The 18766-nt window shown below is 57.8% G+C and carries 29 protein-coding genes; all 29 read left to right on the top strand.

Translation table 11 applies throughout. The features are described 5' to 3' along the window. Positions 1-71 precede the first annotated feature (71 nt). The 29 genes from rpsG to V6R85_RS10380 all read left to right on the top strand — a co-directional run bounded on the left by rpsG (position 72) and on the right by V6R85_RS10380 (position 18754). Positions 72-542 carry a 30S ribosomal protein S7 gene (rpsG, locus tag V6R85_RS10240; protein WP_003507761.1) on the top strand — a complete coding sequence of 157 codons (471 nt, stop codon included), beginning with the start codon at positions 72-74 and terminating at the stop codon, positions 540-542. A 34-nt stretch (positions 543-576) separates the two neighbouring features. Beyond that, the gene (gene fusA / locus V6R85_RS10245; RefSeq protein ID WP_003507762.1) at positions 577-2676 is read left to right on the top strand and encodes an elongation factor G; all 2100 of its coding nucleotides are present in this window, start codon (positions 577-579) and stop codon (positions 2674-2676) included. 65 nt (positions 2677-2741) lie between these two features. Next, a complete protein-coding gene (gene tuf / locus V6R85_RS10250; protein ID WP_003507684.1) occupies positions 2742-3917 on the top strand; it encodes an elongation factor Tu in 1176 nt (391 codons plus the stop codon). Positions 3918-4228: 311 nt separating this feature from the next. Continuing rightward, positions 4229-4537: a 30S ribosomal protein S10 gene (gene rpsJ, locus V6R85_RS10255; protein WP_003507767.1), complete on the top strand. Its 309-nt coding sequence runs from the start codon at positions 4229-4231 to the stop codon at positions 4535-4537. 204 nt (positions 4538-4741) lie between these two features. Further along, positions 4742-5383, top strand: coding sequence for a 50S ribosomal protein L3 (gene rplC, locus V6R85_RS10260; protein WP_003507769.1), 642 nt, complete (start codon positions 4742-4744; stop codon positions 5381-5383). A 12-nt stretch (positions 5384-5395) separates the two neighbouring features. Beyond that, positions 5396-6016, top strand: coding sequence for a 50S ribosomal protein L4 (rplD, locus tag V6R85_RS10265; protein ID WP_003495173.1), 621 nt, complete (start codon positions 5396-5398; stop codon positions 6014-6016). Continuing rightward, complete coding sequence (locus V6R85_RS10270; RefSeq protein ID WP_003495178.1) at positions 6013-6306, top strand: 50S ribosomal protein L23; 294 nt, start codon at positions 6013-6015, stop codon at positions 6304-6306. The genes rplD and V6R85_RS10270 overlap by 4 nt, the downstream gene beginning before the upstream one ends. 43 nt (positions 6307-6349) lie before the next feature. Continuing rightward, complete coding sequence (rplB, locus tag V6R85_RS10275) at positions 6350-7186, top strand: 50S ribosomal protein L2 (protein ID WP_003507771.1); 837 nt, start codon at positions 6350-6352, stop codon at positions 7184-7186. Between the two features lie 15 nt (positions 7187-7201). After that, positions 7202-7480, top strand: a complete 279-nt coding sequence (rpsS, locus tag V6R85_RS10280; protein WP_003507772.1) for a 30S ribosomal protein S19 — start codon at positions 7202-7204, stop codon at positions 7478-7480. Between the two features lie 2 nt (positions 7481-7482). Further along, a complete protein-coding gene (gene rplV, locus V6R85_RS10285; RefSeq protein WP_003495184.1) occupies positions 7483-7872 on the top strand; it encodes a 50S ribosomal protein L22 in 390 nt (129 codons plus the stop codon). Then, positions 7872-8603, top strand: coding sequence for a 30S ribosomal protein S3 (rpsC, locus tag V6R85_RS10290; protein WP_003507773.1), 732 nt, complete (start codon positions 7872-7874; stop codon positions 8601-8603). Before rplV ends, rpsC begins: the two co-directional genes overlap by 1 nt. Before the next feature lie 38 nt (positions 8604-8641). Further along, complete coding sequence (gene rplP / locus V6R85_RS10295; protein ID WP_003507774.1) at positions 8642-9055, top strand: 50S ribosomal protein L16; 414 nt, start codon at positions 8642-8644, stop codon at positions 9053-9055. A gap of 12 nt (positions 9056-9067) precedes the next feature. Next, entirely contained in the window at positions 9068-9268 is a 201-nt protein-coding gene (gene rpmC, locus V6R85_RS10300; RefSeq protein WP_003495193.1) for a 50S ribosomal protein L29, read from the top strand. Positions 9269-9279: 11 nt separating this feature from the next. After that, positions 9280-9516 carry a 30S ribosomal protein S17 gene (gene rpsQ / locus V6R85_RS10305; RefSeq protein ID WP_003495195.1) on the top strand — a complete coding sequence of 79 codons (237 nt, stop codon included), beginning with the start codon at positions 9280-9282 and terminating at the stop codon, positions 9514-9516. A gap of 235 nt (positions 9517-9751) precedes the next feature. Continuing rightward, complete coding sequence (rplN, locus tag V6R85_RS10310) at positions 9752-10120, top strand: 50S ribosomal protein L14 (protein ID WP_003495199.1); 369 nt, start codon at positions 9752-9754, stop codon at positions 10118-10120. Positions 10121-10132: 12 nt separating this feature from the next. Next, complete coding sequence (gene rplX, locus V6R85_RS10315; RefSeq protein ID WP_003495200.1) at positions 10133-10441, top strand: 50S ribosomal protein L24; 309 nt, start codon at positions 10133-10135, stop codon at positions 10439-10441. Beyond that, positions 10434-10988 (top strand): 50S ribosomal protein L5, encoded by a 555-nt coding sequence (gene rplE, locus V6R85_RS10320; protein WP_003507784.1) that lies wholly within the window; start codon positions 10434-10436, stop codon positions 10986-10988. Before rplX ends, rplE begins: the two co-directional genes overlap by 8 nt. A 33-nt stretch (positions 10989-11021) precedes the next feature. Beyond that, positions 11022-11327, top strand: coding sequence for a 30S ribosomal protein S14 (rpsN, locus tag V6R85_RS10325; protein ID WP_003507785.1), 306 nt, complete (start codon positions 11022-11024; stop codon positions 11325-11327). A gap of 12 nt (positions 11328-11339) precedes the next feature. Continuing rightward, the gene (rpsH, locus tag V6R85_RS10330; protein ID WP_003507786.1) at positions 11340-11738 is read left to right on the top strand and encodes a 30S ribosomal protein S8; all 399 of its coding nucleotides are present in this window, start codon (positions 11340-11342) and stop codon (positions 11736-11738) included. 43 nt (positions 11739-11781) lie between these two features. Beyond that, positions 11782-12315 carry a 50S ribosomal protein L6 gene (gene rplF / locus V6R85_RS10335; protein ID WP_003495204.1) on the top strand — a complete coding sequence of 178 codons (534 nt, stop codon included), beginning with the start codon at positions 11782-11784 and terminating at the stop codon, positions 12313-12315. 12 nt (positions 12316-12327) lie between these two features. Then, a complete protein-coding gene (rplR, locus tag V6R85_RS10340; RefSeq protein WP_003507787.1) occupies positions 12328-12690 on the top strand; it encodes a 50S ribosomal protein L18 in 363 nt (120 codons plus the stop codon). A 119-nt stretch (positions 12691-12809) separates the two neighbouring features. Beyond that, entirely contained in the window at positions 12810-13379 is a 570-nt protein-coding gene (gene rpsE, locus V6R85_RS10345) for a 30S ribosomal protein S5 (protein ID WP_003495208.1), read from the top strand. An 11-nt stretch (positions 13380-13390) separates the two neighbouring features. Further along, entirely contained in the window at positions 13391-13597 is a 207-nt protein-coding gene (gene rpmD / locus V6R85_RS10350) for a 50S ribosomal protein L30 (RefSeq protein WP_003495212.1), read from the top strand. A 16-nt stretch (positions 13598-13613) separates the two neighbouring features. After that, a complete protein-coding gene (rplO, locus tag V6R85_RS10355) occupies positions 13614-14093 on the top strand; it encodes a 50S ribosomal protein L15 (RefSeq protein WP_003507788.1) in 480 nt (159 codons plus the stop codon). Between the two features lie 331 nt (positions 14094-14424). Then, positions 14425-15765 carry a preprotein translocase subunit SecY gene (gene secY, locus V6R85_RS10360; RefSeq protein ID WP_003507789.1) on the top strand — a complete coding sequence of 447 codons (1341 nt, stop codon included), beginning with the start codon at positions 14425-14427 and terminating at the stop codon, positions 15763-15765. Then, on the top strand, positions 15762-16352 hold the full coding sequence (locus tag V6R85_RS10365; protein ID WP_003507790.1) for an adenylate kinase: 591 nt from the start codon (positions 15762-15764) through the stop codon (positions 16350-16352). Before secY ends, V6R85_RS10365 begins: the two co-directional genes overlap by 4 nt. A gap of 299 nt (positions 16353-16651) precedes the next feature. Next, complete coding sequence (gene rpsM / locus V6R85_RS10370; RefSeq protein WP_003507791.1) at positions 16652-17020, top strand: 30S ribosomal protein S13; 369 nt, start codon at positions 16652-16654, stop codon at positions 17018-17020. Positions 17021-17158: 138 nt separating this feature from the next. Then, on the top strand, positions 17159-17548 hold the full coding sequence (rpsK, locus tag V6R85_RS10375) for a 30S ribosomal protein S11 (RefSeq protein ID WP_003495225.1): 390 nt from the start codon (positions 17159-17161) through the stop codon (positions 17546-17548). Between the two features lie 195 nt (positions 17549-17743). Continuing rightward, positions 17744-18754 carry a DNA-directed RNA polymerase subunit alpha gene (locus V6R85_RS10380; protein ID WP_003495228.1) on the top strand — a complete coding sequence of 337 codons (1011 nt, stop codon included), beginning with the start codon at positions 17744-17746 and terminating at the stop codon, positions 18752-18754. The last annotated feature ends 12 nt before the right edge of the window (positions 18755-18766 follow it).

Here is an 18766-nt window from a genome sequence, read left to right on the forward strand (position 1 = left end):
TTTAACAAATTCCGGCGCTGCGCGAGGTTCTCCGCGTGGTAAAGCGTCAATAACATTGAGAGACAAAAAATATGTCCCGTCGCCATAGTGCAGAAAAGCGTGAGATCAACCCGGACCCGAAGTTCGGCGATCTGGTCGTCACCAAGTTCATGAACGCCATCATGCTTCACGGCAAGAAGTCGGTCGCAGAAAGCATCGTTTACGGCGCGTTCGACGTCGTTCAGGGCAAGACGAAGCAGGAGCCGCTCGGCGTGTTCCACTCCGCCCTCGACAACGTTGCTCCGCACGTTGAAGTGCGTTCGCGCCGCGTTGGTGGTGCCACCTATCAGGTTCCCGTCGACGTTCGCCCCGAGCGCCGTCAGGCTCTCGCTATTCGCTGGCTGATCACGGCTGCCCGCAAGCGCAACGAAACGACCATGGTCGATCGCCTTTCCGGCGAACTCATGGACGCTGCGAACAACCGCGGTTCTGCTGTCAAGAAGCGCGAAGACACGCACAAGATGGCCGACGCCAACCGCGCATTCTCGCATTACCGCTGGTAATCTTAACCGGTCGCATATCGAAAGGCAGTCCATTATGGCTCGCGAATATAAAATCGAAGACTACCGCAATTTCGGTATCATGGCGCATATCGACGCCGGCAAGACGACGACCACCGAGCGTATCCTTTATTACACCGGTAAGTCGCACAAGATCGGTGAAGTTCACGATGGCGCAGCCACGATGGACTGGATGGAACAGGAGCAGGAGCGTGGTATCACCATCACCTCCGCTGCCACCACGACCTTCTGGAAGGGTCGCGACGGCAAGATGCGCCGCTTCAACATCATCGACACCCCCGGCCACGTCGACTTCACCATTGAGGTTGAGCGTTCGCTGCGCGTTCTCGACGGCGCCATCGCGCTGCTTGACGCCAACGCCGGTGTTGAGCCGCAGACGGAAACCGTCTGGCGCCAGGCCGAGAAGTATCATGTTCCGCGCATGATCTTCTGCAACAAGATGGACAAGACCGGCGCTGACTTCTACCGCTCGGTAGAAATGATCAAGACCCGTCTCGGCGCCATCGCCGTTGTCATGCAGCTGCCGATCGGCGCTGAGACCGAGTTCAAGGGCGTTATCGACCTGATCGAGATGAACGCACTCATCTGGCGCGACGAATCGCTCGGCGCTCAGTGGGACGTCGTCGAAATTCCTGAAGACATGAAGGCCAAGGCTGACGAATATCGCGAAAAGCTGATCGAGACCGTTGTCGAGATCGACGAAGAAGCGATGGAAGACTACCTGAACGGCATCATGCCCGACAACGAGAAGATCCGTGCGCTCGTTCGTCGCGGCACCATCGACGTGAAGTTCCACCCGATGTTCTGCGGTACCGCGTTCAAGAACAAGGGCGTTCAGCCGCTTCTCGACGCCGTCGTCGACTACCTGCCTTCGCCGCTGGACATTCCCGCGATCAAGGGCATCGACTTCAAGACCGAAGCCGAAATCGAGCGTCATGCCGATGACAGCGAGCCGCTTTCCATGCTCGCGTTCAAGATCATGAACGACCCCTTCGTTGGCTCGCTGACCTTCGCACGTATCTACTCGGGCAAACTCGAAAAGGGTACGTCTGTCATCAACACGGTCAAGGACAAGCGCGAGCGCGTCGGCCGTATGCTGCAGATGCATTCCAACAGCCGTGAAGACATCGAAGAAGCCTTTGCCGGCGACATCGTTGCTCTGGCTGGCCTCAAGGAAACCACCACTGGCGATACGCTCTGCGATCCGCTGAAGCCGGTTATCCTCGAGCGCATGGAATTCCCTGAGCCGGTCATCCAGATCGCGATCGAGCCGAAGACCAAGGGCGACCAGGAAAAGATGGGCCTCGCGCTCAACCGTCTGGCTGCTGAAGATCCTTCGTTCCGCGTCAAGACGGATGAAGAATCCGGTCAGACGATCATCGCAGGCATGGGCGAACTTCACCTCGACATTCTCGTTGACCGTATGCGTCGCGAGTTCAAGGTTGAAGCTACCGTCGGCGCTCCGCAGGTTGCCTACCGCGAAACCATCACGCGTCAGCACGAAGAAGACTACACGCACAAGAAGCAGTCCGGTGGTACCGGTCAGTTCGCTCGCGTGAAGATCATCTTCGAACCGAACCCCGAAGGCGAAGACTTCAAGTTCGAATCGAAGATCGTCGGTGGTGCTGTTCCGAAGGAATACATCCCGGGCGTTCAGAAGGGTATCGAAAGCGTTCTGTCTTCCGGTCCGCTGGCTGGCTTCCCGATGCTCGGCGTCAAGGCGACGCTGGTCGACGGTGCATTCCACGATGTTGACTCGTCGGTTCTCGCCTTCGAAATCGCATCGCGTGCCTGCTTCCGTGAAGCAGCGAAGAAGGCTGGCGCACAGCTTCTCGAGCCGATGATGAAGGTCGAAGTCGTAACGCCGGAAGACTATGTCGGTGACGTTATCGGCGATCTGAACTCCCGTCGTGGTCAGATCCAGGGCCAGGAAAGCCGTGGTATCGCCGTCGTCATCAACGCGCATGTTCCGCTCGCGAACATGTTCAAGTACGTCGACAACCTGCGCTCCATGTCGCAGGGCCGTGCACAGTACTCGATGACGTTCGACCACTATTCGCCGGTTCCGTCGAACGTGGCGCAGGAAATCCAGGCAAAGTACTCCGGTCAGAAGTGATCGGGGTACGCCCCACCGAATTTTGAAGATTATTCCCGTCAAGGGACAAGAATGGAGAGCCACTAATGGCAAAGAGCAAGTTCGAGCGCAATAAGCCGCACGTCAACATTGGCACGATCGGTCACGTTGACCATGGCAAGACGTCGCTGACGGCAGCAATCACGAAGTTCTTCGGCGAGTTCAAGGCGTATGACCAGATCGACGCGGCTCCGGAAGAAAAGGCTCGTGGTATCACGATCTCGACGGCACACGTTGAATACGAGACGCCTGCCCGTCACTACGCGCACGTCGACTGCCCCGGCCACGCCGACTACGTGAAGAACATGATCACCGGTGCTGCCCAGATGGACGGCGCGATCCTGGTTTGCTCTGCAGCTGACGGCCCGATGCCGCAGACGCGCGAGCACATCCTGCTTGCCCGCCAGGTTGGCGTTCCGGCAATCGTCGTGTTCCTCAACAAGGTCGACCAGGTTGACGACGCCGAGCTTCTCGAGCTCGTTGAACTGGAAGTTCGCGAACTTCTGTCGTCCTACGACTTCCCGGGCGACGATATCCCGATCATCAAGGGTTCGGCACTTGCCGCTCTTGAAGATTCTGACAAGAAGATCGGTGAAGACGCAATCCGCGAGCTGATGGCTGCTGTTGACGCCTACATCCCGACGCCTGAGCGTCCGATCGACCAGCCGTTCCTGATGCCGATCGAAGACGTGTTCTCGATCTCTGGCCGTGGTACGGTTGTGACGGGTCGCGTTGAGCGCGGTATCGTCAAGGTTGGTGAAGAAGTCGAAATCGTCGGCATCCGTCCGACCTCGAAGACGACTGTTACCGGCGTTGAAATGTTCCGCAAGCTGCTCGATCAGGGCCAGGCTGGCGACAACATCGGTGCACTGGTTCGCGGTGTTACCCGTGACGGCGTTGAGCGTGGTCAGATCCTGTGCAAGCCGGGTTCGGTCAAGCCGCACAAGAAGTTCATGGCAGAAGCCTACATCCTGACGAAGGAAGAAGGCGGCCGTCATACGCCGTTCTTCACGAACTACCGTCCGCAGTTCTACTTCCGTACGACTGACGTGACCGGCATCGTGTCGCTTCCTGAAGGCACGGAAATGGTTATGCCTGGCGACAACGTCACCGTTGAAGTCGAGCTGATCGTTCCGATCGCGATGGAAGAAAAGCTGCGCTTCGCTATCCGCGAAGGCGGCCGTACCGTCGGCGCCGGCATCGTGGCCTCGATCGTCGAGTAATTTCGACCATTGAAATTCTGACTGGCGGCGGTGTGAACAACACCGCCGCCGGCCTTTTAGTAAAAAGCCTGGCGGCGTTGCATTTTTAGTGCTTGAAAAATTCGGTGAAAGCGCGTAAACGCGCACTCACAATCACCGCTGGATTCGCAAGCGATTGCGGAGCGCGGTGTTTTTAGCAATACAGACTACCGAAATGATTGGGGTGTAACGCTCATCCCTCTCGATTTTTGAAAATCTGCGGCGCCACGATCAATAGAAGTTCATGTGTTTCCGCGTGCGGAAACGAATAACAAAGAACAAGGACAAGACGAATGAACGGCCAGAATATCCGTATCCGCCTCAAGGCGTTCGATCACCGGATCCTCGATGCCTCTACCCGTGAAATCGTGTCGACCGCAAAGCGCACCGGCGCCAGCGTTCGCGGCCCGGTTCCGCTCCCCACCCGCATCGAAAAGTTTACCGTCAACCGCTCTCCCCACGTTGATAAGAAGAGCCGTGAACAGTTCGAAATGCGGACGCACAAGCGTCTTCTCGATATCGTTGACCCCACCCCGCAGACTGTCGATGCTTTGATGAAGCTCGACCTCGCTGCTGGCGTTGACGTGGAAATCAAGCTCTAAGACCCGGCCCGATCCATCCAAGGTGAGGGCTGAAGTAACAAGGCCGGGCTTCACCCTCGGGTGAAGGCCAATAACAAGGAAGGTACGTGGAGAAATCCAACGACTTCCAAACCGGAGACCGGAAACATCGTGAGATGTCGAAGGGCACTCCTTAACAAAGGCCAGAGAGGGTTTTCCCTTCAAGGCTCGCAAGAGGATGAACCAATGCGTTCAGGTGTGATTGCACAGAAAGTGGGTATGACACGCGTCTATAACGACGCAGGTGAACATATCCCTGTAACAGTATTGCGACTGGATAACGTACAAGTCGTTGCCCAGCGCACGGAAGACAAGAATGGCTACACCGCAGTTCAGCTCGGTGCCGGCCAGTCCAAGGTCAAGAACACGACGAAGGCGCTTCGCGGTCATTTTGCCGCTGCCAACGTCGAGCCGAAAGCCAAGCTCGTCGAGTTCCGGGTTTCCCCCGAGAACCTGATCGACATCGGTGCAACACTGACCGCAAATCATTTTCAGTCCGGCCAGCTGGTCGACGTCACTGGAACCACGATCGGTAAAGGTTTTGCCGGTGCTATGAAGCGTCACAACTTCGGTGGTGGCCGCGCTTCGCACGGTAACTCCGTATCGCACCGTGCACACGGTTCGACCGGTAACAACCAGGATCCGGGCCGCGTCTGGAAGGGCAAGCGCATGGCTGGTCATATGGGCCAGACGCGCGTTACGACCCAGAACCTCGAAGTCGTTTCGACCGATGAAGACCGTGGCCTCATCCTCGTGAAGGGTGCAGTTCCCGGCTCGAAGGGTTCCTGGATCATCGTCCGCGACGCCGTCAAGTCGGCTGCGAAGTAAGGGAGCCTTATCATGGAATTGAACGTCAAAACCCTCGAGGGAAAAGACGCCGGCAAGGTTTCTCTGTCGGATGAGATCTTCGGCCTCGACCCCCGCCAGGACATCCTGGCCCGTATGGTTCGCTGGCAGCTTGCAAAGAAGCAGCAGGGAACCCACAAGTCCAAGAACCGGTCGGAAGTTTCCCGCACCGGCGCGAAGATGTACAAGCAGAAGGGTACGGGCCGCGCTCGTCACCATTCGGCTCGCGCACCGCAGTTCCGCGGCGGCGGCAAGGCCCACGGCCCGGTCGTTCGCAGCCACGCACATGACCTTCCCAAGAAGGTTCGTGCGCTTGCTCTGCGTCACGCCCTGTCTGCAAAGCTGAAGGCTGAAGAACTGATCATCGTCGATCAGCTCGTCGCGTCCGAAGCAAAGACCAAGGCTCTGCTGGGCAGCTTCGCTTCGCTTGGCCTGACCAACGCTCTCGTCATCGGTGGCGCCGAACTTGATGGCAACTTCAAGCTCGCTGCTCAGAACATCCCGAATGTGGACGTTCTGCCGGTACAGGGCATCAATGTTTACGACATCCTGCGCCGTGGCAAGCTGGTGCTTTCCAAGGCTGCTGTAGAGGCTCTGGAGGAGCGGTTCAAATGACGGATCTTCGCCACTACGATGTGATCGTATCTCCTTCGATCACGGAAAAGTCGACGCTGGTATCCGAACAGAACCAGGTCGTATTCAACGTCGCCAAAAGCGCTTCCAAGCCTGAAATCAAGGCTGCCGTGGAAGCTCTCTTCGGCGTCAAAGTCACGGCTGTGAACACGCTTATCCGCAAGGGTAAGACCCGTCGTTTCCGTGGGTTCGCCGGTAAGCTTAAGGACGTCAAGAAAGCCGTCGTTACGCTCGCCGAAGGTCAATCCATCGACGTGTCCACCGGACTCTAAAGGTTAGGCCCAAGCGGGCAAAGACCCAAAAGGGAACAAGAATATGGCATTGAAAAGTTTCAATCCGACCACGCCGAGCCAGCGTCAGCTGGTTATCGTGGACCGCGCTTCGCTCTACAAGGGCAAGCCGGTAAAGGCTCTCACCCAGGGCCTCAGCTCCAAGGGTGGCCGTAACAACCAGGGCCGGATCACCGTCCGTTTCCAGGGTGGCGGTCACAAGCGGACCTACCGTCTGGTTGACTTCAAGCGTCGCAAGTTCGACGTTGAAGGCACCGTTGAACGTTTGGAATACGACCCCAACCGCACCGCGTTCATCGCGCTGGTTACGTATACCGACGGCGAACAGGCTTACATTCTCGCGCCACAGCGTCTCGCTGCCGGTGACAAGGTGATCGCCTCCGACAAGGCAGTGGACGTGAAGCCCGGCAACACCATGCCGCTTCAGTACATTCCTGTTGGTTCGATCATCCACAACGTCGAGATGAAGCCGGGCAAGGGCGGTCAGATCGCTCGCTCCGCCGGTACGTATGTCCAGCTCGTCGGCCGCGATGCCGGTATGGCCATCCTGCGTCTCAACTCGGGCGAACAGCGTCTGGTGCACGGCTCCTGCCTCGCATCGATCGGCGCTGTTTCGAACTCGGATCACGGCAACATCAACGACGGTAAAGCCGGTCGTTCGCGTTGGCGTGGCAAGCGTCCGCACGTTCGCGGCGTCGTCATGAACCCGGTCGACCACCCGCACGGTGGTGGTGAAGGTCGCACGTCGGGTGGTCGCCACCCGGTTACTCCGTGGGGCAAGCCCACGAAGGGCAAGCGCACCCGTTCGAACAAGTCGACCGACAAGTTCATCATGCGCTCGCGCCATCAGCGTAAGAAGTAAGAGAGGTAGTCACTAATGGCTCGTTCAGTATGGAAAGGTCCGTTTGTTGACGGCTATCTTCTCACCAAGGCTGAGAAGGTGCGCGAGAGCGGACGTAACGAAGTAATCAAGATCTGGAGCCGTCGCTCCACGATCCTGCCGCAGTTCGTTGGTCTGACGTTCGGCGTCTACAACGGCAGCAAGCATGTGCCCGTCTCCGTCAACGAAGACATGGTCGGACACAAGTTCGGTGAATTCTCTCCGACCCGTACCTATTACGGTCACGGCGCGGACAAGAAGGCAAAGAGGAAGTAATCATGGCGAAGGCTAAGACCGAACGCCGGCTGAAGGACAATGAGGCTCAGGCCATTGCCCGTACGCTCCGCGTCAGCCCCCAGAAACTGAACCTGGTTGCCGCTCTTATCCGTGGCAAGAAGGTTGATCGCGCTCTCGCCGAGCTCGAATTCTCCCGCAAGCGCATTGCAGGCACCGTCAAGAAGACGCTCGAATCTGCAATTGCCAATGCGGAAAACAACCATGACCTCGACGTCGACGCTCTCGTCGTCGCCGAGGCCTATGTTGGCAAGTCCATCACCATGAAGCGTTTCCACGCCCGTGGCCGTGGTCGTGCTTCCCGCATTGAAAAGCCGTTCTCTCACCTCACGATCGTTGTTCGTGAAGTTGAGGAAAAAGGGGAGGCCGCATAATGGGTCAGAAAATCAATCCGATTGGCTTCCGCCTCGGCATCAACCGTACCTGGGACAGCCGCTGGTACGCTGACACCGCTGAATACGGCAAGCTTCTGCATGAAGACCTGAAGATCCGGGCTTACCTGATCAAGGAACTCAAGCAGGCCGGCATCGCCAAGGTCGTCATCGAGCGTCCGCACAAGAAGTGCCGCGTCACGATCCACTCGGCTCGTCCGGGTCTGATCATCGGCAAGAAGGGTGCAGACATCGAGAAGCTTCGCAAGAAGCTTTCCGAGATGACCAACTCCGAAACGCACCTCAACATCGTTGAAGTGCGCAAGCCGGAAATCGACGCGACGCTGGTTGCCCAGTCGATCGCTCAGCAGCTCGAGCGCCGCGTGGCTTTCCGCCGTGCGATGAAGCGTGCTGTTCAGTCCGCAATGCGTCTTGGCGCCGAAGGCATCAAGATCACCTGCGGCGGCCGTCTCGGTGGTGCAGAAATCGCTCGTACCGAATGGTACCGCGAAGGTCGCGTTCCGTTGCACACGCTGCGTGCGGACATCGACTACGGCACAGCCGAAGCTGAAACCGCATTCGGTATCTGCGGCATCAAGGTCTGGATCTTCAAGGGCGAAATCCTTGAGCACGATCCGATGGCTTCTGAGCGTCGCGGTCTCGAAGGCGACGCACAGGGCCCTGCAAGCCGTGAGCGTGGCGATCGTTCCGATCGTCGTCGCGAAAACGCTTGATTGACGCTGGCGAAAGATAAGCTCGGAGAAGTAAGAAAATGTTGCAGCCAAAGCGTACTAAGTACCGTAAGCAGTTCAAGGGACGCATCAAAGGCGTCGCCAAGGGCGGCTTTGACCTGGCATTCGGTGAATTCGGCTTGAAGTCGCAGGAACCGAACCGCGTGAATGCACGCGAGATCGAAGCGGCCCGCCGCGCGATCACGCGTTACATGAAGCGCGCAGGTCGTGTGTGGATCCGCGTATTCCCCGACGTTCCGGTTACGGCCAAGCCGACCGAAGTTCGTATGGGTAAGGGCAAGGGTTCGGTCGATTACTGGGCATGCAAGGTCAAGCCCGGTCGTATGATGTTCGAGATCGACGGTGTTACCGAGGAGATCGCCCGTGAGGCGCTTCGTCTCGGCGCTGCCAAGCTCTCGGTCAAGACGCGCTTCGTACAGCGCATCGCAGAGTAAGGAGCAAGGCACATGAAAGCCGATGAAGTTCGCGGCCTCAGCGCCGACCAGCTCAAGGACAAGCTCGCCGATCTGAAGAAGGAGCAGTTCAACCTGCGCTTCCAGAAGGCAACTGGTCAGCTGGAGAAGTCCTCGCGCATCAACGAAGTCCGCAAGGATATCGCCCGCGTTAAAACCATTGCCCGCCAGAAGGCGGCAGAAGCCAAGGCCTAAGGAAAAATAATATGCCGAAACGCATTCTGCAGGGCGTCGTAGTGTCCGACAAGAACGAGAAGACTGTCGTAGTTCGTGTTGAGCGTCGATTCGCTCACCCGCTGCTTCAGAAGACCGTTCGTCGTTCGAAGAAGTACAAGGCACACGACGAGAACAATCAGTATAAGGTCGGCGATGTCGTTTCCATCGAGGAATGCGCACCGATCTCCAAGGACAAGCGCTGGACGGTTGTATCCGCCCAGGCTTAATTTCATCAGAATCGCGCCAGGTCTCTTGAACTTGGCGCGAATTCCTGTATGAAGCACCGCAAGGACGCTCGTGAATCGAGCGTCTTTTGCTTTGATGCGCACGGAAGGTCCTTCGGGAAACCACCCTGTCACGACATTTCCGCGCAAGACGAAGATATATTCATAAGCTGGGGCAGGGGGCTCGCTCGGGAGAGTTTGCCCAACCGTTCCGGTAACAACAAGAAGGCGACCTGACATGATTCAGATGCAAACAAACCTCGACGTGGCGGATAATTCCGGCGCACGTCGTGTCATGTGCATCAAGGTGCTGGGCGGCTCGAAGCGCAAATATGCTTCTGTTGGCGACATTATTGTCGTTTCCATCAAGGAAGCTATTCCGCGCGGCCGCGTCAAGAAGGGCGACGTGATGAAGGCGGTTGTCGTTCGCACCGCCAAGGACATCCGTCGCGCTGACGGCAGCGTCATCCGTTTCGATAACAACGCAGCCGTTCTTATCGACAACAAGAAAGAGCCGATCGGCACCCGTATCTTCGGACCGGTTCCGCGCGAACTTCGCGCCAAGAACCACATGAAGATCATCTCGCTGGCTCCAGAAGTGCTGTAAGGAGCTATAGCGATGCAGAAAATTCGTAAAGGCGACAAAGTTGTCGTATTGACCGGTAAGGACAAGGGCCGTACCGGCGAAGTAATCCAGGTGATGCCGAAAGAAGACCGTGCCGTTGTGCGTGGCGTAAACATGGTGAAGCGTCACCAGCGCCAGACCCAGGCACAGGAAGCCGGCATCATCAACAAGGAAGCATCCTTGCACATCTCCAACATCGCCATCGTCGACAAGGATGGCAAGCCGACCCGCGTTGGTTTCTCTGTTGTGGATGGCAAGAAGGTCCGCGTGGCCAAGCGTTCGGGAGAAGTGATCGATGGCTGATAAGTACGAGCCGCGTCTCAAGACGGAATACGTTTCCCGTATCCGTGGCGCCATGCAGGAGAAGTTCTCCTACGCCAACGTGATGATGATCCCGAAGCTTGAAAAGATCGTGATCAACATGGGTGTTGGCGAGGCAACTGCCGACTCCAAGAAGCCCACGATTGCTGCCGCCGATCTGGCTGCAATTGCTGGCCAGAAGCCGGTCGTTACCCGCGCTCGCAACTCGATCGCTGGTTTCAAGGTTCGCGAAGGCATGCCGATCGGTGCGAAGGTTACCCTTCGTGGCGCACGCATGTACGAATTCCTTGATCGTCTGGTCAACATCGCGCTGCCGCGCGTTCGCGACTTCCGGGGCCTGAACCCGAAGAGCTTTGACGGCCGTGGCAACTTCGCCATGGGCATCAAGGAACACATTGTGTTCCCTGAGATCAACTACGATAAGGTTGATCAGATGTGGGGCATGGACATCATCGTTTGCACGACGGCGACGTCGGACGACGAAGCTCGGGCTCTGCTGACAGAGTTCAACTTCCCGTTCCGTCACTAACCGTAACGACGAGCGTAGAAAAGGAACTCCGATATGGCGAAAACAAGCGCAGTTGAAAAGAACAAGCGCCGCCGCAAGTCGGTCGCCCAGCAGGCCGCCAAGCGCGCTGCACTGAAGGCGATCGTGATGAACCAGTCCCTTCCGATCGAAGACCGGTTCAAGGCCACTCTGAAGCTCGCTTCGCTGCCGCGTGACGGCTCGAAGACGCGTATCCGCAACCGCTGCGAAGTAACGGGCCGTCCGCGCGCGTTCTATCGCAAGCTCAAGATGTCGCGTATCGCGCTTCGTGAGCTGGGCAATTCCGGCAAGGTGCCGGGCATTGTCAAGTCGAGCTGGTAAGGAGACGGGCACATGACCATGACTGATCCTTTGGGTGATATGCTCACCCGCATCCGCAATGGTGCCGCTCGCCGCAAGTCTGCGGTAAGCACGCCTGCTTCCAGCCTCCGCGCACGCGTTCTCGACGTGCTGCAGGCTGAAGGCTACATTCGCGGTTATTCCAAGGTCGATTTCGAAAACGGCAAGTCCGAATTCACGATCGAGCTGAAGTACTACGAAGGCGCGTCCGTGATCCGTGAGATCGGCCGCGTTTCCAAGCCGGGCCGCCGGGTTTATGTCTCGGTAAAGTCCATTCCGCAGGTCGCGAACGGCCTCGGCATCACCATCCTTTCGACCCCGAAGGGCGTGATGGCCGATCACCAGGCTCGCGAACAGAACGTTGGTGGCGAGGTTCTTTGCTCGGTCTTCTAAGACCCGAGCAAGGATCTCCATAACGAACAGACAGGATTGAATAATGTCTCGTATCGGTAAAAAGCCCGTTCCGGTTCCCGCAGGTGTGACGGCCAATGTCGACGGCCAGAAGGTCACTGCGAAGGGCCCGAAGGGTGAACTGTTTTTCGTCGCTAACGACGACATTCAGCTGAAGCTCGAAGATAACGGCGTTTCCGTAACGCCGGCTAACGGCACCAAGGAAGCTCGTTCGAAGTGGGGCATGTCCCGCACGATGATCGAGAACATCTTCAAGGGTGTTAAGGACGGTTACGAGCGCAAACTCGAAATCAACGGCGTCGGTTACCGTGCCGCCATGCAGGGCAAGAACCTGCAGCTGGCTCTCGGCTTTTCCCACGACGTGGTTTACGAGCCGCCGGTCGGCATCACCATTGCCGTTCCGAAGCCGACGGAAATCATCGTTTCCGGCATCAACAAGCAGCAGGTTGGCCAGGTAGCCGCGGAAATCCGCGAATACCGCGGTCCCGAGCCCTACAAGGGTAAGGGCGTGAAGTACGCTGAAGAGCGTATTGTCCGCAAAGAAGGCAAGAAGAAGTAAGGATCACGCGAAATGGCTAGCAGGAAAGAAGCACTTGCACGTCGCGCGAGCCGTGTGCGCCGCCAGATCAAGGCGGTTGCCAACGGCCGCCCGCGCCTGTCGGTTCATCGCTCGTCGAAGAACATCTACGCCCAGATCATCGATGACGTTGCTGGCAAGACGCTTGCGTCTGCCTCCACGCTCGAAGCAGATCTGCGCGGCTCGCTCAAGACTGGCGCCGACGTTGCAGCAGCAGCTGTCGTAGGCAAGCTGGTTGCCGAGCGTGGCGTCAAGGCTGGCGTCAAGGATGTCGTATTCGATCGTGGCGCGTTCATCTATCACGGCCGCATCAAGGCCCTGGCAGACGCTGCCCGCGAAAGCGGTCTGAACTTCTGATTTTTTTCCGCCCGGACAACGATCCGGGCGGAATTTCACCGGGCCATGCGGGTCTCCTCAAAGAGGCCGGTGGTCTTTTCGTTTGCCGTTCCACCCGTAAAAGAAAAAGGACAAGGACAATGGCACAGGAAAAAAGAGGTTCTCGCGACGATCGCCAGAACCGTGAAGAGCGCGATAGCGAATTCGTCGACAAGCTGGTCGCGATCAACCGCGTTGCAAAGGTTGTTAAGGGTGGCCGTCGCTTCGGCTTCGCCGCTCTCGTCGTCGTCGGCGACCAGAAGGGCCGCGTTGGCTTCGGTCACGGCAAGGCTCGCGAAGTTCCGGAAGCCATCCGTAAGGCTACCGAGAGCGCCAAGCGCGATCTGATCTTCGTTCCGCTGCGCGATGGCCGCACGCTGCATCACGACGTCAATGGCCGTCACGGCGCAGGCAAGGTTCTGCTGCGTTCGGCCAAGGCCGGTACCGGTATCATCGCCGGTGGCCCGATGCGCGCTGTTTTCGAAACCCTGGGTGTTCACGACGTTGTTGCCAAGTCGACCGGTTCTTCGAACCCGTACAACATGGTTCGCGCAACGTTCGACGCTCTGAAGCATCAGGTTCATCCGAAGGACATCGCTGCACAGCGCGGTCTCAAGTATGCGACGCTTCAGGCTCGTCGTGCCGCCTCCGGCAACGCTTCTGAAGAATAAGGAGCTGGATCATGGCCAAGAAGACTACTGAAGCCAAGAAGACTGTTACGGTCGAACAGATCGGCAGCCCTATTCGCCGCCCGGCAATCCAGCGTCAGACGCTGGTCGGTCTGGGTCTCAACAAGATGCATCGTCAGCGCACCCTGGAAGATACTCCTGCGGTTCGCGGCATGATCCGTGCGGTCCAGCATCTCGTTCGCGTCGTTGACGAGAAGTGAGACGGAGTAACCTATCATGAAACTCAATGAAATCAGAGACAACGAAGGCTCCTCCAAGGACCGTATCCGCGTAGGTCGCGGTATCGGTTCCGGCAAGGGCAAGACCGGTGGTCGCGGTGTGAAGGGTCAGAAGGCTCGTTCGGGCGTCGCCATCAACGGTTTTGAAGGCGGTCAGATGCCAATCTACCGTCGTCTGCCGAAGCGCGGTTTCAACAACATCTTCGCTTCCGAATATGTTGTCGTATCGCTCGGCCGCATTCAGACCGCTATCGACGCCAAGAAGCTTGACGCTTCCGCAACGATCGATGCTGCAGCTCTCAAGGCTGCCGGCATCATCCGTCGCGCCAAGGACGGCGTTCGCATTCTCGCTGACGGCGAGCTGAAGGCAAAGGTCGCTTTCGAAGTTGCCGGCGCTTCCAAGCCTGCAATCGAAAAGATCGAAAAGGCCGGCGGCTCGATCAAGCTTCTCGCTGTTGCAGTAGAAGCTTCCGAGTAATATATACACTTCAGACGCCCGGGGCGCATAGTCGCTCCGGGCGTTTGCGCTCCCTGGCCTATGGTGCTTTCGATCTAAATCGATTTATAGAGCATCAGGGCAATCTCTTCGCGGTGTGCTTCCTTGGCCCCGCTTGCGGCAGAAAGTGCTGCAGGGAGAGCCTCACAGTTCTTGAACTTCCGTAGGGGAGGGGATAGGACATAAAAAACAGGGTGAGGCATGATGGCGGTCGAGAGCCGCATTTGTCCGAAGCCCGGTTTTGACCAGTATCTTTTAGACCTTTCCGCATCGGCCGGTTGCGCTGGCTGGCAAGGGTCATTCGGAGAAATTTATGGCTTCAGCAGCGGAACAACTGGCTTCGAACCTGAATTTTTCGACCTTCGCTAAGGCGGAGGATCTGAAAAAGCGTCTCTGGTTTACTCTTGCCGCACTTCTCGTCTACCGTCTCGGCACCCATATTCCGCTTCCGGGCCTGAACCCCGAAGCCTATGCGCAGGCCTTCCGTGGCCAGGCCAACGGTATTCTCGGTCTTTTCAACATGTTTGCGGGTGGCGCTGTCGAGCGCATGGCGATCTTCGCCCTCGGCATCATGCCTTACATCTCCGCTTCGATCATCGTGCAGCTCATGACGTCGGTCGTGCCGTCGCTCGAAGCGTTGAAGAAGGAAGGCGAAGCCGGCCGCAAGATCATCAACCAGTACACCCGCTACGGCACGGTGCTGCTCGGCACGCTGCAGGCCTATGGCATTGCGGTCGGCCTTGAAAGCGGCAACGGCCTTGTGGTCGATCCCGGCTGGTTCTTCCGCGTTTCCACCGTCATCACGCTGCTCGGCGGCACGATGTTCCTGATGTGGCTCGGTGAGCAGATCACTTCGCGTGGTATCGGCAACGGTATTTCGCTGATCATCTTCGCGGGTATTGCCGCAGGCCTGCCCAAGGCGCTCGCCGGCACGCTCGAACTCGGCCGTACCGGTGCGCTTTCGACCCCGCTCATCCTGATGGTTGTCGTGGTCGCCATCGGTGTCATCGCTCTTATCGTCTTCGTGGAGCGCGCCCAGCGCCGTCTGCTCATTCAATATCCGAAGCGACAGGTCGGCAACCGGATGTTCCAGGGCGATACTTCGCATCTGCCGCTGAAGCTCAACACGGCCGGCGTCATTCCCGCGATCTTCGCATCTTCGCTGCTGCTTCTGCCGGCAACGGCTGCTGGTTTTGCCGGCAACACCAACCTGCCGGCCTGGGCGACTTCGATCATCGCGTCGCTGCAGCACGGACAGCCGCTGTTCATGGCGCTCTATGGCCTGCTGATCGCGTTCTTCGCGTTTTTCTATACGGCGATAGTCTTCAATCCGAAGGACACCGCAGATAACCTCAAGAAGCATGGCGGCTTCATTCCGGGCATTCGTCCGGGCGAGCGCACCGCGGAGTACATTGATTACGTCCTGACCCGTATCACCGTGGTCGGCGCGATTTATCTGGTCTTCGTGTGTATCCTTCCTGAGACACTTATCGCACGCACGGGCATTCCATTAGCCCTTGGTGGTACTTCGCTTTTGATCGTTGTCAGTGTAACTCTGGATACGGTTGCGCAGATTCAGGGCCACCTGATCGCGCAGCAATATGAAGGGCTGATCAAGAAGTCGAAGTTGCGTGGAGGAAAGAGGGGACGATGAGACTGATATTTTTGGGTCCGCCGGGTGCGGGCAAGGGAACCCAGGCCAAGCGCCTGACTGATAAGTACGGGATCCCGCAGCTTTCCACCGGTGACATGCTTCGCGCTGCGGTCAGCGCGGGCACCGAAATCGGCAAACGCGCCAAGGCCGTCATGGACGCCGGCGGGCTTGTTTCCGACGATATCGTCAATCAGATCGTTTCCGAACGCATCGAAGCACCGGACTGTGCCAAGGGCTTTATTCTGGACGGCTATCCGCGCACCGTTCCGCAGGCCAAGGCGCTTGCAGACAACATGCGCAAGAAGAATCTGGTCCTAGATGCCGTTATCGAACTCAAGGTCGACGAAGAGGCGTTGATTCGCCGAATCGAAAACCGTGTGGCTGAAACCATTGCCGCCGGCGGCACGGTTCGCTCGGATGACAATCCGGAAGCGTTCCGCAAGCGCCTGACGGAATATCGCGAGAAGACCGCGCCGCTGTCTGCCTATTACAGCGAACAGGGCGAACTCGTAACGCTTGACGGTATGGCTGACGTCGATGCTGTCACCGAGGCCATCGAGCGCGTTCTCGAGAAAGCCTCCGCCTGATCATGGAGCGGATGGGCGAGGCTGTTGTGTTCTTGCCCATATCTCGCTTCCGCATGGCGACTGATCCTTTGGATCGCAAAAGAATCTTGGCGGAGCCGGTTGCTTTTTTGCGCTGATTCCGTTAAACACCGCGCCAACTCGCGACATCCCAAGCGACTGGCGCGGATTTCCCTGAGGGAAGGGAGATCCGGGTTCGGTCGTTTTGACTTGTCGCGGACATCAATTTTGAACTGGCGGTCTCGGCCGCTCGAATGGAATCACCACTTGCCGGATGGCAACTGGAACCAAGGAGAAAAGACGTGGCACGTATCGCTGGCGTCAACATCCCGACTGCAAAGCGCGTTGTTATTGCGCTGACCTACATTCACGGGATTGGTCCGAAATTCGCGCAGGAAATCATGGACAAGGTCGGTCTTCCGGCTGACAAGCGCGTTCATCAGCTGACGGATGCTGAAGTTCTTCAGATCCGCGAAGCCATCGACCGCGACTACCAGGTCGAAGGTGACCTGCGTCGCGATACGTCGATGAACATCAAGCGTTTGATGGACCTCGGCTGCTACCGCGGCCTGCGTCACCGTCGTGGCCTTCCGGTCCGCGGTCAGCGCACGCACACCAACGCCCGCACCCGTAAGGGTCCGGCGAAGGCTATCGCTGGTAAGAAGAAGTAATTTTCCGGTTCTCCGGAAAGGGGAGGCTGGTGCAGTCCGCGCCAGCCTTTCTGAGTTTGGCGTGAAGCTCGGATACGGGTCGATCGCCGGTGTAGCCGCTGGTGTTACGGCGGTGAAGAGATCAATGAAAGGTATAAAATGGCCAAGGAAGCCGCACGCGTTCGCCGTCGCGAACGTAAAAATATTACGTCGGGCGTCGCGCACGTCAACTCGACCTTCAACAACACGATGATCACCATCACCGACGCACAGGGCAATGCTATTGCCTGGTCGTCTGCTGGTGCCAAGGGCTTCAAAGGTTCGCGTAAGTCGACCCCGTTCGCTGCCCAGATCGCTGCTGAAGATTGCGCGAAGAAGGCTCAGGAACACGGCATGAAGTCGCTTGAAGTTGAAGTTTGCGGTCCGGGTTCCGGTCGTGAATCGGCACTTCGCGCTCTGCAGGCTGCCGGTTTCATGATCACCTCCATTCGCGACGTGACGCCGATCCCGCACAACGGTTGCCGTCCGCGCAAGAAGCGCCGCGTCTGACGCGACCGTGGTTCGGAAATTCCGCCTTTCCCCAGGTCAGGCGGAATTTTCGTGTATCTGGCGTGTGCGCGTCGATTTCGATCGACGGACTTGCGCTCAAGAACCCACCGATGAACCACTGAATTAGGTTCCTCTCGGTGTTTTCATGCTCGGTCCGTCACGATTGGATGGTGGCGGCGAACGGAAGGTTTAAAGATGATTCAGAAGAACTGGCAGGAACTTATCAAGCCGAACAAGGTCGAGTTCACCTCGTCCAGCCGCACCAAGGCAACGCTCGTTGCCGAGCCGCTGGAACGTGGTTTCGGCCTCACCCTCGGCAACGCGCTGCGTCGCGTTCTGTTGTCTTCTCTGCGCGGCGCCGCTGTTACGGCCGTGCAGATCGACGGTGTCCTGCACGAATTCTCCTCCATCCCCGGCGTTCGGGAAGATGTGACGGATATCGTGCTCAACATCAAGGAAATCGCCATCAAGATGGATGGCGACGATTCCAAGCGCATGGTCGTGCGCAAGCAGGGCCCAGGTGCCGTAACCGCTGGTGATATCCAGACGGTTGGCGACATCGAGATCCTGAACCCCGACCACGTGATCTGCACGCTTGATGATGGCGCTGAAATCCGCATGGAATTCACCGTCAACAACGGCAAGGGTTACGTACCGGCTGAGCGCAACCGCGCGGAAGATGCCCCGATTGGCCTCATTCCGGTGGACAGCCTCTATTCTCCGGTCAAGAAAGTGTCCTACAAGGTGGAAAACACCCGTGAAGGTCAGGTTCTCGACTATGACAAGCTGATCATGACGATCGAGACCAACGGTTCGGTTTCCGGCGAAGACGCCGTTGCCTTCGCCGCTCGTATTCTTCAGGACCAGCTCGGCGTCTTCGTCAACTTCGACGAGCCGCAGAAGGAAGCAGAAGAAGAATCGGTTACCGAACTCGCGTTCAACCCGGCGCTTCTCAAGAAGGTCGACGAGCTGGAGCTGTCGGTTCGTTCGGCTAACTGCCTGAAGAACGACAACATCGTCTATATCGGCGACCTGATCCAGAAGACCGAAGCCGAAATGCTTCGCACGCCGAACTTTGGTCGCAAGTCGCTGAACGAAATCAAGGAAGTTCTCGCTTCCATGGGTCTGCACCTCGGTATGGAAGTACCGGCATGGCCGCCTGAGAACATCGAAGATCTCGCCAAGCGTTACGAAGACCAGTACTAACAATCAAAAAGG

The organism is Agrobacterium sp. CCNWLW32 (assembly GCF_037083425.1).
Lineage (GTDB): Bacteria > Pseudomonadota > Alphaproteobacteria > Rhizobiales > Rhizobiaceae > Agrobacterium > Agrobacterium radiobacter.